Source organism: Microcoleus sp. AS-A8 (genome assembly GCA_039962225.1).
In the GTDB taxonomy this organism is placed as follows: domain Bacteria; phylum Cyanobacteriota; class Cyanobacteriia; order Cyanobacteriales; family Coleofasciculaceae; genus Allocoleopsis.
The window spans coordinates 17,595-32,504 of record JAMPKV010000043.1; the positions used below are offsets into that span (position 1 = coordinate 17,595).

Below are 14,910 nucleotides of genomic sequence, written 5' to 3' on the forward strand. Positions count from 1 at the left end.
TGGCGGAGGCACTTGCTGTTGCTTACGGTACGATTAACCGTTGGGAAAATAAAATAGACATATTCAGCCTTCCCCTCTGGCATTAAGGCAAATTCAGACGCTCGTTGACGAACTTAGCCATTGCTCCTCAGAAGTACTTCAAGATAGAAGCAAAGGGCTTTTAGCGCAATATTTCTCGCAGGAAGGGTAGGGATTGTGATAGGTGAAGCAAATCTGGCGGGTTCGACATTGGATTTTCGCTTGCTCTTTGAGTCAGTACCCGGTGCGTATTTAGTAGTAGCACCGGATTCCCCAAGGTTCACAATTGTGGCAGTCAGCAATGCTTACTTGCACGCAACCAAAACCCAACGCGAGGAAATTCTAGGACGCGGTATCTTTGAAGTGTTCCCAGAGAACCCTGACGATCCATTGGCAACCGGAGCGCAAAATCTGCGGAGATCGCTACAAACAGTACGTCAGAATCGAAACACAGATGTCATGGCGATTCAAAAATATGACATAGAGCGCCCAGAATCAGAAGGCGGTGGATTTGAGGAACGGTACTGGAGTCCAGTGAATTCACCTGTCTTAGGAGCAGACAATGAAGTTGCCTATATTATTCATCGCGTTGAGGATGTAACGGAGTTTTTTCAACTTCAACAACAGCGGAACGAACAACACCAGGAGAATCAATCGGTGCGAGTTCGCACTCTCGCAATGGAAGCGGAAATCTACTCAAGGGTTCAGGTTTTGCAGGATGTCAATAGCGATCGCGTGCGCGTCCAAGACGAATGCAAGCAAGTCGAGCAACGCTTGCAACTTTATGCGGATGTTGTCCGAAATGCTCAGGTCGGGATTGTAGTTTGGCAACTAGAAGACCTCAACGATCCAGGCTCCTTCCGACTGTTAATTGCCAATGCCACCGCATCAAAAGCGACTGGCATCAATTTTGAGCAGTTAATTGGAACAACCATGGCGGAAAATTTTCCCATGCTGCTGCAAACGCCGCTAGTGCAGCACTACATGGATGTCATTCGCACAGGAGTTGCCCTGGATTTAGGAGAAGTTCCGTACAGTGAGGATGGCATTACCACAGGTATTTACAGCTTGAAAGCCTTTCCGCTACCAAACCATTGTTTCGGATTGGCGTTCGAGAATATTACAGCGCGTAAACACACAGAAGCTCAGTTACAAGAGAGTCAGCACTTCAGCCAGCAGATTGCTGAAACCGTGCCTGGAATTCTATTCGTGTACGATTTGCTCGAACAGCGGAATATTTATGCCAATCGCCAAATTACAGATTTATTGGGCTATACGCCTGAGCAAGTTGAGGCAATGGGAGCAGACGTTATTTCAAGGCTCAGCCATCCAGACGATTTAGCGGGCATAATCGCTTACTTTGAGGAATTTCGTTGGGTGCCAGATGGGGCAGTTCGCGGACTTGAGTACCGGAATCGCCATGTCAATGGCGAGTGGCGTTGGTTGTATTCTCAAGCTGTTGTGTTCAATCGCACGGTAGATGGCGTACCCCGTCAAATTTTGGGTGTCGCCATTGACATTACTGATCGAAAACTTGCAGAAAAGGCATTGCAGGAAAGTGAGGAGCGTGCACGCCTTGCCATCAAGGTGGGTCGGCTTGGGACTTGGCGCTACGACCCTAGCACAGACCTCGTTGAGTTGGACGAGCGGATGCGCGAGATCTGGGGCGAGCCGGATGATGCAGTGACGCTCCCCCTTCAGAGGGTGATGGAGCGCATCCACCCTGATGATCGGGCGCGTGTAGCGAACGCTGTCAGCGCGGCACTCGATCCTAGTTCATCAGGTACTTACGAAATTGATTACCGCGTCGTGTGGTCTGACGGAACCGAGCAGTGGCTATTAGCCAACGGGCAGGCACAATTCGAGGGAGAGGGGGTAGCCCGACGATCCAATGGGTTCTTAGGAACTGCACTCAACATCACTGATCGCAAGCAACTCGAAGCCACACTACGCCACAGTGAACAGCGCTATCGATCGCTGATCGAAGCCACCTCTCAAATTATTTGGGATACCAGAGCAGAAGGAGAATTTGTCACTGAGCAGCCCGGTTGGAGCGCCTTTACTGGACAAACGTTTGATGAACTCAAAGGATGGGGCTGGCTCAACGCCGTCCATCCTGATGATCAAGCCCATACTACACAAGTTTGGTCAACGGCAGTTGCACTGTCTACCTTCTATGAAGTTGAGCATCGCTTGCGGCGGCACGATGGCATGTACCGCAACATGAGCGTGCGTGCAGTGCCCGTGTTTGAGGAGGATGGTACAACTCGTGAATGGATTGGCATTCACACCGATGTCACCGATCGCAAACAAGCTGAAGAAGCTCTACGACAACGAGAAGCAGAACTGCGTTTAATCACGAATGCGGTCCCGGTTTTAATTTCCTTTATCGATTCTGAGCAGCGATACCGCTTCAACAACCAGAAGTATAAAGAGTGGTTTGGGCATCTTCCCAGCGAAATTTATGGCGAGTCGCTGAGGGATGTGTTGGGTGAAGCTGCCTATGCAACAATTCGTCCTTATGTGGAGCGAGTGCTGGCAGGAGAGCAAGTCACGTTTGAGAGCCAGATTCCTGATCAAGACGGTAGAACCCGTTATGTCGATGCAACCTACATTCCCCAATTTGACACTCATCGAGCAGTAGTTGGGTTTGTGGCGCTAGTCAGCGATATTAGCGATCGCAAGCGCGCCGAAGCTGAGCAGCAGAAGCTGATTACCCTGATTGATAACAGCCCTGACTTTATTGGCATTGCCTCAATGGACGGGCAAGGGCAGTATGTCAACCCTGCTGGACGTGCGATGGTCGGACTCGACAGCTTGAAACAGGTGCAGCAAATTCAAGTCATCGACTGCTTCTTGCCGGAAGATCGAGCGTTTGTGCAGGAACACATTCTACCGACCGCACTGCGCGATGGAACTTGGCGCGGCGAATATCGATTCCGACATTTTCAAACAGGAGAAGCGATCGCTGTTGATTACAACCAGTTTGTGATTAAAGAGCCGCAGACTGGAGAATTGATCGGCTTTGCCACCGTTACCCGCGATATTCGCGATCGTAAGCTTGCCGAAGCCGAACGCGAGCAATTGTTAGCGCGTGAGCAAGCGGCACGCGAGGAAGCCGAAACCGCCAACCGTATCAAGGATGAGTTTCTGGCAGTGCTGTCCCATGAATTGCGATCGCCTCTGAATCCCATCTTGGGTTGGTCTAGGCTACTGCAAGACCGCAAGCTGGATGAAAAGCGAATGACGTATGCATTGGAGACAATCGAGCGCAATGCGAAGATTCAGGTGCAACTCATTGATGACCTACTGGATGTTGCTCGAATTCTACGAGGCAAACTCAGCCTAAATGTTGCTCCTGTTAATCTGGCTGCAACCATTACAGCCGCCTTGGAGACCGTGCGACTAGCGGCTGAGGCAAAGTCCATTCAAATTCAAACCATGCTCCAGCCAGATGTTGGGAGAATCTTAGGTGATTCCGGCCGTTTACAGCAGGTGATCTGGAATCTCATGTCCAATGCTGTTAAATTCACTCCCCAAGGGGGACGAGTTGATCTGCGATTAGAGCAATTTGGTACTAACGCTCAAATGACGGTGAGCGACACCGGCAAAGGAATACACCCCGACTTTCTGCCCCATGTGTTTGAGTACTTCCGTCAAGCGGATAGTGCCACCACTCGACAATTTGGTGGATTGGGATTGGGGTTAGCAATTGTTCACCAAATCGTTGAACTGCACGGAGGCACGGTTCAGGCAGCTAGTCCCGGCGTTGGTCAGGGAGCAACCTTTACTGTACAATTCCCTCTAATGCCGGATCAATCAGCAATCCCTCAAAAGGTTAGAGAGTCGAAACCTCCTTCAGGATTGCAGGACATTAAAGTATTGGTGGTAGAAGACACTACCGATATGCGGGACTATATCACCTTTGTCTTGGAACAGGAAGGAGCAACAGTCGTTGCTGTAGCAACAGCCGCACAAGCCCTCAGGGCTTTAGCTCAGTTTCAGCCAGAGGTGTTAGTGAGTGATATTGGGATGCCTGAAGTGGATGGGTATATGCTGATGCGGCAAGTGAGAATGCGATCGCCAGAGCAGGGCGGGCAGACTCCAGCGATCGCCCTCACGGCTTATGTTGGGGAAATCGATCAGCAACAAGCGATCGCAGCGGGGTTTCAAAGACATCTTGCCAAACCCGTTGAGCCAGAGGCACTGGTGAAGGTCGTTGCCGATCTGGCTCAACGAACTAGATAATGCAAATGCTGTTCATCCTCGTCTCCAAATCCTGACCAATGCATTCATATCACTTCCGGTTAGGTAGTCATCGTTAAGTCTGAGGGGGAGAGGGGGAGAGGGGGAGAAGGGGAGAAGGGGAGAAGGGGAGAAGGGGAGAAGGGGAGAAAATTTAATAATGACTATGTAAACAGAAGTGATATCACTCAAATCTCATGACCGACCTGATGGCTGAACGAATGCCCAATGCTCCGATACCAGATAACGAAGTTGAGCGCTTGGCGGCTCTATATCGGTATCGCATTCTCGACACTCCTCCCGAAGCTGCCTTCGATCGCCTTACCACATTGGCAGCACGGCTATTTGAGATGCCGATCGCTCTCGTTTCGCTAGTGGACAAATCGCGAGCCTGGTTCAAGTCTTGCCACGGCTTCAATTTGAGTGAAGTTCCGCGAGATGCTACACTTTGCAGCTTTGCGCTTTTATACAATCAGGTTTTAATCGTTCCAGATACCCGACAAGATGAGCGGTTCGCGTGTAATCCGTTTGTGCAAAGTGAACCGGGCGTTCGCTTCTATGCAGGCGCTCCTCTAGTCACCCACGATGGGTTTAATCTGGGTACCCTCTGTCTGCTAGACAGCAAGCCCCGTGATGCTTTGAGTGCAGAGCAGCAAACCATTCTGGCTGATTTAGCCGCGATGGTGGTGGACGAACTGGAACTCCGCTATTCAGCTAATCGCATTACTCAAATCGATAAGGCACTGCTAGCCGTAACGCAGGGGGTTTCAGCCGCAACGGGTGAAGCATTCTTCTATGCGCTGGTACAACATTTTGCCAACGTTTTGGCAGTGGATTACGCCTACATTGGTCTACTTGTCGAGCGCGACTCAGAAGAAGCGATTCAAACGATCGCCACCTGTGCCCAGGGTCAAATTGTAGACAACTTCGAGTATTTACTGCGAGATACCCCTTGTCAAGCAGTGCTGAAGCACCGAAAGATTTGTTGCTACCCGCAACATGTGCAAGCTCTATTTCCCCACGCTCCCCTACTCGCTCCGCTGCAAATAGAAAGCTATATCGCGGTTCCGTTTTTTGACTCAACTGGCACACCATTAGGATTACTGGGTGTGATGGATCGCAAACCTTTAGAAAATGCCCAACTCACAGAAACGCTGCTTTCTATCTTTTCCATGCGAATCGCTGCTGAACTAGAGCGGCAGTGGGCGGAGGAGAAACGCATTCAGATGCTAGCCCGCGAACAGGAAGCCCGCCAGCAAGCTGAGGCAGCAAACCGCATCAAGGATGAATTTTTGGCGGTACTCTCCCATGAATTGCGATCGCCCCTCAACCCGATTCTGGGTTGGTCTAAGCTACTTCGCAACGGCAGATTAAATGCCGCAAAAACGGCTCAGGCGTTGGAAATAATTGAGCGCAATGCTCAACTCCAGTCGCAACTGATTGAGGATTTGTTGGATGTCTCTCGCATTCTGCGGGGCAAACTCAGCTTGAACATGACTCCGGTGAATCTAGCCGCTACGATTAAAGCCGCATTAGAAACCGTGCGGTTAGCGGCAGAAGCGAAGTCCATTCAAATTCAGACCCTATTTGACCCAACAATCGGGCAAGTATTGGGAGATACTGCTCGCTTACAGCAGGTGATTTGGAATTTACTGACCAATGCCGTTAAGTTTACTCCTGAGGGAGGACGAGTAGAAGTCCTGTTGCAGCAAATTGGCTCACAGGCTCAAATTCAAGTGAGGGATACGGGGAAAGGCATTTCTCCTGATTTCCTGCCGCATGTGTTTGAATACTTCCGTCAGGCGGATGCAACCACAACTCGAACGTTTGGCGGACTGGGGTTAGGGTTGGCGATTGTACGGCATCTGGTGGAACTACATGGTGGTACTGTCTCGGCAGACAGTCAAGGAGAAGGACAGGGAGCCACATTTACAGTTAGGCTGCCTCTAATCAAGGATAAAAGTGACAGGTCGAAAGCAGAAGGCAATTTCTCACCCTTGGTTCCTCAATCCTCACCGCTTTCAGGCATACGGGTACTGGTCGTTGATGATGACACAGATAGCCGCGAGTTTTTTGCCTTCGTCCTTGAACAGTTGGGGGCACAAGTCAGCACTGTGACATCAGCAGGAGAAGCGATCGCTTTCCTGGAGCAATCGCAGCCAAATATTCTGTTGAGTGACATTGGCATGCCTGACATGGACGGCTATATGCTGATGCGCCAAATCCGGGCAATGCCACCAGAGCAAGGCGGACAGATTTTAGCGATCGCTCTCACGGCTTATGCTGGGGAAATTGATCGGCAACAGGCACTAGCCGCCGGATTTCAACACCATCTCGCCAAGCCAGTCGAGCCGAATGAGTTAGTCAAAGTGATTCTCAACTTGCTTTAAGCTAGCCACTTGGGGCACGGGTTTGGCGGCTGTCCCGTCACTGTACCCAAAAAAGTCCAATCTCAGTTAATTCTGATGCTAAAGGGAATAATATTGCTCAAAAATAAAAGCCACTTTTCGTAGACTATTCTCACACTTTCCAGGCACATGAAGCGAGGATGAATTTAGGTGAATACTCTTCGTTCATACGTCCTAGATGGCTGCTACTCTTTATAGCAAAAGGCACCGGGGCTTTAGTGAGGAGGCAGAAGGCTCCAAGGCAGAAGATTGACTGGTCAAGGTTTCCGTATTGGGCGAGAGTCAAGAGTCGCCTTGGCGACTGCTAAGTAGGTGGGCACAAATAAACGAAGGTATATCAACCAATGTTAAGGAGCTATAATCCTCTGCCCTCTGCCCTAGCGACCATGCTACGCAAACTGTCTTGGAGCTTTCTGTCCTCACTAAAGCTCCGATCTGCCTTGCCTCAACCACAAATATTAATGCCTACCTACTTGTACATAATAAGCCATCTATTTGAGGTGTTGTATGGTGTCCTCATTTGGTTGGTGTTTAGCCGTATCAACCCACTTCTGCACCCTACTTTTTCTTCCGGTTTGTACTGTACTCCCAGATAGTATAATTTTTACCTTTTGGTAGATAGAAATTCCCTCAAAAAAATTAAAACTAAGTTGAAGTCGTGGGAAAGAACCTTGGCACAAAAAACAGAGAATTGGTGCGATGAGTCGAAACTACGGAGGCGATTTAGCGGCTACCTGGTGATAAAGGAAGTTTTAAAGAAGCTTATCCTAAGCATTCCCCTCAAGAAATCAAAAGAATTAATTAATTACGTTTTTCTGTTACTTTTTAACGTTTTACTTTATCAAGGTCGAGTATTCGCTCAACTAACACCCGATACCACTTTAGGCAGTGAAAGTTCTATCATTACTCCTAGCGTTCTCATCAATAACCAACCCGCCGATCGCATTGAGGGTGGAGCATTGAGAGGTGTTAACCTATTCCACAGTTTTTTAGAGTTTAATCTTAACGATGCACAGCGGGTTTATTTTGCCTCACCGACTGGAATTGAAAATATTATTACGCGGGTAACAGGGGTTAATCCTTCCAATATTTTAGGAACGCTGGGTGTTAATGGTTCGGCTAATTTATTTTTAATGAATCCTAATGGCATTCTATTGGGTGCCAATGCTCGTCTGGATATCAAGGGTTCCTTTTTCGCAACTACCGCTAGCAGCATGGTGTTTGCCGATGGCAACCTATTCAGTGCGAAAACGCCTGAAAACCCAGCACTTTTAACCGTCAGCGTTCCCTTGGGGGTGCAATTCGGGGCAACACCCGCAACGGTGCAGGTGCAAGAATCAACTCTACAGGTGCCGTTGGGCAGAACATTGGCACTTGTGGGCGGTGAAGTGAGGCTGCAAGGTGGCACAGTGGCGGCACCGGGCGGACGAATTGAGCTCGCTAGTGTTGCAGAGAATAGTTTTGTCAGTCTAAAACCCATTAATAATGATTGGCAATTGGGCTATGAGGGTGTGCAGAACTTCCAAGATATACAGCTATCGAATCGGGCGGTCGTCAATGCCAGTGGTGACGGGGGAGGTGATATTGTGGTGTGGGCGCGATCGCTACGACTCGCTGAAGAGTCACGCCTTGAAGCATTAACCTTAGGTTCGCAACCCGGAGGAAAAATCAGCGTCAACGCATCCAACTCAGTAGAGCTCACCGGAACAGGAACCTATCTCCAGGACATACAACTGTTTTTAACCGGACAAATTAAACCGGCTAATCTTCGCAATGGCTTGTTTACCCTAAGTTACGGTTCAGGTGCGGCTGGCGATGTGGTGATTAATACGCCTTCCTTTGTTGCCCGTAATGGAGCGTTTGTTGCCACCTCTACGCTGGGATCGGGTGAAGGTGGAGATTTAACCATCAATGCCTCGGATAATGTCGAACTCACCACTTCTGCCTTAATCACAGGTAGTGGACTGGGGGATAGCGGTAAGGCTGGAAACTTAACCGTGAATACAGGGCGTTTGCTTGTGCAAGATTATGGCGTCTTGGGAACGAGTACCCTAGGAAGCGGTGGGGGGGGAGAGTTAACCGTTAATGCCTCCCAATCCGTGGAACTGATCGGCAGCAATCCCATTGTATTGGGGTCAGGTACTCGCTTTTTGACTGGCTTGTTTAGCACAACCTTCGGGGGTGGAGAGGCGGGAGACGTAGAGGTGACGACACCGCGCTTATCGGTACGGGATGGGGCGGCGATCGGGGCGAGTACCGCTAATCGAGGAAAGGGGGGAAATCTTACAGTGACGGCGTCTGAGTTTGTGGAAATCATCGGCAAGTCTCCCGATGGTTTGGCTCAAAGTGCTGTAGCGGCTACAGCGGAGGCGGGTTCGACCGGTCAAGGCGGAAACTTAACCGTCCAAACTGGAGAATTGAGGCTTCAGGATCAGGGAAGACTCAGTGTTCGCAGTCGCGGAACGGGAGATGCAGGTAACTTGAAAGTCATTGCTGATTCGATTCGTCTGGACAATCAAGGCAGCATTGCCGCCGCCACAACCGTAGCCGGAGAAGGCGGGAATATTCAGCTACAAACCCATTCTTTACAACTACGCCGCAACAGCATCATCAACGCCGAAGCGGGTGGTAGTGGGAATGGCGGCAACATCACAATTGACACAGATATCTTAGTCGCTCTGGAAAATAGCAGTATTACCGCCAACGCCTTCCAGGGGGCTGGGGGAAATATTACAATCAACACCCAAGGTTTGTTTGTTGCACCAACAAGCAAAATCACGGCGAGTTCCACTCTGGGAATTAGTGGCGTGGTAGACATCAATACCGAAATTAATAGCGTTGAAGCGTCTCTGCCACCCCTGGAAGAGGATTTTGTCACTTCCGAGCAAGTTATTGCCGATAGTTGTCTGGGACGCCCAAATGCTCAAGGTGGCAGCTTTACCGTGATCGGCACGGGTGGGTTGCCGGCGACGCCCTATGGTGCCTTCACAACTTCCTATCCTATAACTGATGTACAGCAGATTACTGAGAACAGCACCACGGGGCGGCGCGTTAGTCCAGAAGCGATCGCGGAACACTCCGGAAACCGTAGCGTCCTTCCCCTCCAAGAGGCACAAGGAATGTTCGTCACGGCTGATGGTCGTGTGGTTCTCGGCACTATCCCCCAGTTGGAAGCTCTCGCCCAGGCAAGGGACTTAATCTGTTACTTTCAAGAACCTGCAAAAGGCAGATCGGAGCTTTAGTGAGGACAGAAGCTAAATGGCAGGGGGCAGAAGGCACCGGAGCTTTAGTGAGGAGACAGAAGGCAGGGGGCAGAAGGCAGGAGGCAGGAGGCAGGGGGCAGAAGGCAGGAGGCAGAAGGCAGGAGGCAGGAGGCAGGGGGCAGAAGGCAGGAGACAGGAGGCAGTATAAGAGAAGGGGATTCAAACCCCTCCGGAAGACAAGCCACTGAGCCTTGTTCCGTGTGGGCTTGTACCAAGAGTTCCCTTTCGGTCGCCAGAAGGCTTGTGCCAACGACCGAAGGTTTACCTTCTGCCTTCTGCCGTCTACCTTCTGCCTTTGTTTTGACGCCGGAAATTAATGTCCGGACGGGTTTGGTCGCTTACGGAGAAGGGTGCAGAACCCTAGCTCTTTTATGATTGTCCTTGACTTTTAGGACTATAAATGACATGAAATTCAAGCGACTGAGACAGACAATTTGGCAACGGCGTGGAGTTGGGATTGGAGCTATTACGGTGGCTAGCCTTGTCGTTGTCCTACGCCTTTCAGGTCTGTTGCAGTCATGGGAGTGGGCGGCGCTCGATCAATTTTTTCGCAATCGTCCGGCTGAGGTAGTTGAGAAGCGCATTTTGGTTGTTGGTATTAATGAGTCAGACCTTCGTTATGTCGGACAATGGCCTGTCAGCGATGCTGTTCTAGCTCAACTACTCAACAAACTGAAAGCCTCAAAGCCAAGAGCGATTGGTTTAGACCTGTATCGAGATTTGTCAGTGCCACCCGGTACCCAAACCTTGGAAGAGGTGTTTAAATCTACACCGAATCTGATTGGCATTGAAAAAAAAGTTGATGATAGTATCGGCAATGCCACCGCACCACCACCCGTGTTGAATGAGTTGGGTCAGGTGGGTGCCAATGATATTGTGCCTGATGCAGATGGCAGAATTCGTCGCGGCATACTGTTTCTCACGCCTAAGTCTGAACCCGCTTTACCTAGCTTGGGGTTAAGATTGGCGTTGATTTATCTAGAGCGTCAAGGAATTAGCCCAACCGCTGATGCAAAGGGTTTTATGAAGTTAGGGAAGACCGTATTTGTTCCCTTTGAGGAGAATGATGGCGGCTATGTCCGGGCAGATGCTGGTGGGTATCAAATCTTGTTGAATTTTAAAGGAAATGCCCCTTTTGATCGCGTTTCGATGACCGAGGTTTTGCTCGACCAAGTCCCGCCATCGTCAGTGCGCGATCGCATTGTCTTAATTGGGTCGGTTGCACCGAGCTTGAAAGATTTATTCTACACCCCCTATAGCAACGATCTACTCCCGTCGCCCAAGCAAAGCCCTGGTGTAGAGATTCAAGCCCATCTCACCTCGCTCATTTTAAGTGCTGCTATAGAAGGGCGTCCCTTACTTCAGACGTGGTCAGAATCGGTGGAAGTTTTGTGGATTTTCTTCTGGTCGAGTGCGGGTACGGCTGTAACATGGGCTGTGCGGTTTCAAGGCTATAGAAACTACTCACTGTTACGCACAGTGATGGGTTTAGTGATTGTGGCGATCGCACTGATGAGTATTGCGTATCTGCTTTTTTTGAGCCACTGGTGGATTCCCGTGGTGCCACCTCTGATCGCTTTATTTGGGTCTGCCACTGTCTTGATTGGTTATATTGCTCAATTAGAGCGCCAAGATAGACGAACCGTGATGAATCTATTTGGGCGTCACGTCAGTCCCGCTATTGCCAGAACCATTTGGCGCAATCGCCGTCAGCTTCTGAAAAAAGGACGCTTGTTGGGGCGTCAGATGACAGCAACGGTACTCTTTGCAGACTTAAAAGGTTTTACCTCCATCGCGGAGCAAACTGATCCAGAGACACTCATGTCCTGGCTCAATGAATATATGAGTGCCATGGTAGGGGTGATTCAGGCACATGGAGGGATTGTAGATAAGTTTATTGGGGATGCGATCATGGCTGTTTTCGGCGTCCCCATTCCGCACACGGCATCAGAAGACATTGCCAAAGATGCGATCGCCGCTGTGCATTGCGCCAAAGTTATGGCATCCACCCTTCAGGTACTCAATCAAAAATGGCAAATTCAAGGACGCCCCACGGCTGCCATGCGAGTCGGGATTGCCACTGGTCTTGTGGTCACAGGCAGCCTGGGTAGTTCCCAAAGACTCGATTACACAACGATTGGGGACAGCGTGAATGTGGCATCACGGTTAGAAAGTTATGATAAATCCCTGAATGGCGGGATTTGTCGCATTTTGATTAATAAAGAAACGTATCTGCATATACAGGGACAGTTCCCCACAAAGTTTATTGGAGAGGAACAACTCAAAGGGCGTAAGCAGCCCACTGAAATTTATCAAGTTTTACTATCCAAATCTAATAAAAATTAAGCGTCTTTTCTATCTAAATAGAGAGGAAATATGTTTTAGAGTCTTTTATCGTAAGCAGATAGACAACTCAGTAACTTCTTCGGATTTCTACTGGATAGTTCTCCAAATTAGGGTAGTTCAGGGCGCTCTACTCATAGTAAAAAACTTTAAAACATTGCGCCTTTATTATGCTAAATACTCGCCTACTGATGAGTGTGGTTACAGCGACCGCCTCCCTGTTTCTCATGCCTGTGACTCGTTGGGTGGATGGTTTTCCGCTTCATGTATTATCCAGCCCTGCTTTAGCCAGCTTTGCGGAACATCCAGGAACTAAATTTAAGTATGTACCTCCTTATCGCGGCACACCCAGACGCACTCAGGGAGCGGGTACGCGAGGAGAGGATGAGTCTCAAGAGGTGACACTTAAACTATTAGTTCCGAATGATCACACAGGACAAACGTTATCGAGTCATCCCACCTTTTTCTGGTATGTCTCAGAAATACCAGAGGAACCTGTGGAATTTGCCTTAGTAGAATCGGGCGTTGCTCAGCCAATTTTTGTGCAGCAACTACAACTAGAAAAAGCGGGAATTATGCGGTTGGAAATGCCGGAAAATTTGCCCGGATTGGTTCCAGGTAAAGAATACCGTTGGACTGTGAGCTTAGTGAGCAATGCTAATCGACGCTCTCAGGATACCTTTGCACAAAGCTGGATTAAGCGCGTAGCAGAAACACCAGCACTCAATCAACAGCTAGCTACGGCAAAAAGCGAGCGCGATCGTGCCTCAATTTATGCTGAAGCTGGACTCTGGTACGATGCTATCAATGTCCTTTTAAAGGCTCAATCTACCAACTCCACTGATCGATCTATGCGTGAAGCTTTTCTATCGTTACTTGATCGGGCTGGACTAACAGAAGTAGCGGAGCAAGAGCGACAACGGCTAGCAAGATACTAAGGTAACCAATAACCTAAATCGATTAAAATTCTATGAGCCAATCCCAGCAGCAATAAACTTGTTCGACAAGAAGCGCCAACAATCAGCGGACAACGAGGCACCCCTCGCCGCTAGGATGCGTCCTCGCACCCTCGATGAATTTATCGGGCAAGACCACATCATTGGGCCTGGACGCCTGTTGCGCCGTGCGATTCAAGCTGACCAACTTTCTTCCCTGATCTTTTTTGGTCCACCGGGTACCGGAAAAACCACCCTCGCTCGGATTATTGCTAACACTACTCGCGCTCACTTCATTGCGATTAATGCTGTCCTGTCTGGAGTCAAGGAAATTCGAGATGCGATCGCAACTGCTCAGAAACGCCAAAAGGAACACTCTCAGCGCACTATCCTGTTTGTGGACGAGGTTCACCGCTTCAATAAATCGCAGCAAGATGCGTTGCTGCCTTGGGTGGAAAATGGAACAGTCATCCTGATTGGCGCAACCACAGAAAATCCTTACTTTGAAGTTAACAAAGCTCTTGTCAGCCGTTCGCGCATCTTTCAGCTTAAGCCTCTCAATGAAGCTGACTTACCGCGTGTCCTGGAACAGGCACTCACTGACTCAGAACGCGGTTATGGGAAACTATCTGTAATAGTAGAGCCAGATGCGATCGCTCACCTAGTCAATGTCGCCAATGGTGATGCCCGTTCGTTACTTAATGCCCTGGAACTGGCAGTTGAAACCACACCTCCCGACGCAACCGGGACTGTTCGCGTTACGCTGGCTGTGGCAGAGGAATCCATACAGCAAAGGGCAGTGCTCTATGACAAGGAAGGAGATGCCCACTTCGATACCATTAGTGCCTTTATCAAAAGCTTGCGAGGTTCCGACCCGGATGCCGCTTTATACTGGCTAGCCAAAATGGTTTATGCCGGAGAAGACCCTCGCTTCATTTTCCGGCGCATGTTAATTTTAGCCAGTGAAGATGTGGGACTGGCTGACCCCAATGCTGTAGTGGTGGTTAATGCCTGCGCTAGCGCCTTTGAGTGGGTGGGGATGCCGGAAGGACGCTATCACTTGGCTCAAGCTACGCTTTATCTCGCCAACGCTCCCAAATCGAACAGCGTCATGGGCTTTTTCGATGCGCTAGGAGTGGTTGAGAAGGAACGGGAGGCGGAAGTACCCACTCACCTCAAGGATGCTAACCGGGACAAGAAAGGATTGGGGCATGGCGCAGGGTATCTTTATCCTCATGCCTACCGCGACCATTGGGTTGCTCAACAGTATTTGCCTAGTAGTTTGCAGGGGCAGGTGTTTTATCAACCCTCAACGCAGGGGTTTGAAGGAGAAATTAAGACGCAGGTGGCTCGTCATCGGGAAGCGCAGTTGGAAGCGGTGGCAGAGGGTGTTTTTGTATCACCTGTTGAAGTGCTAACCACAGGACCAACTGACCGCACAGTTGACCGTTGGTTGCAGCGCACGTTGAGTCAGGTGGGTGAGCAACTGGAGGTGGTACGCGATCGCATTTTCACCTTAACTCAACTTCAGCGTCATCATGTTCTTTTGGACTTGAATGCAGGAAGTGGTTTACTTACGTTTGAAGCTTTGCGTCGGGTGCCAGAAGGTGGAGTTTATGCCTGTACTCGGACATCTGCTGAAGCTGTTGCTCTACAAGAACAGGTTGCGGTGCTTCCAGAACTCAAGCGTCCTTTTGT

5 protein-coding genes and 2 pseudogenes are annotated in these 14,910 nt (G+C 49.7%); all 7 read left to right on the forward strand.

The window, feature by feature from the left end:
- Positions 1 to 195: 195 nt before the first annotated feature.
- On the forward strand, positions 196 to 4,266 hold the full coding sequence (locus NDI48_31165; GenBank protein MEP0835631.1) for a PAS domain S-box protein: 4,071 nt from the start codon (positions 196 to 198) through the stop codon (positions 4,264 to 4,266).
- 347 nt (positions 4,267 to 4,613) lie between these two features.
- Positions 4,614 to 5,396, forward strand: a pseudogene (locus NDI48_31170) (GAF domain-containing protein).
- Between the two features lie 123 nt (positions 5,397 to 5,519).
- Positions 5,520 to 6,653: pseudogene (locus NDI48_31175) on the forward strand (ATP-binding protein).
- A 689-nt stretch (positions 6,654 to 7,342) separates the two neighbouring features.
- Positions 7,343 to 9,913: an S-layer family protein gene (locus NDI48_31180; GenBank protein MEP0835632.1), complete on the forward strand. Its 2,571-nt coding sequence runs from the start codon at positions 7,343 to 7,345 to the stop codon at positions 9,911 to 9,913.
- Between the two features lie 426 nt (positions 9,914 to 10,339).
- The gene (locus NDI48_31185) at positions 10,340 to 12,280 is read left to right on the forward strand and encodes an adenylate/guanylate cyclase domain-containing protein (protein ID MEP0835633.1); all 1,941 of its coding nucleotides are present in this window, start codon (positions 10,340 to 10,342) and stop codon (positions 12,278 to 12,280) included.
- Positions 12,281 to 12,447: 167 nt separating this feature from the next.
- Entirely contained in the window at positions 12,448 to 13,215 is a 768-nt protein-coding gene (locus tag NDI48_31190) for a DUF928 domain-containing protein (GenBank protein ID MEP0835634.1), read from the forward strand.
- A gap of 58 nt (positions 13,216 to 13,273) precedes the next feature.
- Positions 13,274 to 14,910 (forward strand): AAA family ATPase (locus NDI48_31195; GenBank protein ID MEP0835635.1); only part of this gene is annotated, 1,637 nt, incomplete at its 3' end.

Excerpts from the sequence above, each read along its gene's own strand:
- NDI48_31185 (MEP0835633.1), top strand. The coding sequence starts at position 10,340 with ATGAAATTCAAGCGACTGAGACAGACAATTTGGCAACGGCGTGGAGTT.
- NDI48_31190 (MEP0835634.1), top strand. The coding sequence starts at position 12,448 with ATGCTAAATACTCGCCTACTGATGAGTGTGGTTACAGCGACCGCCTCC.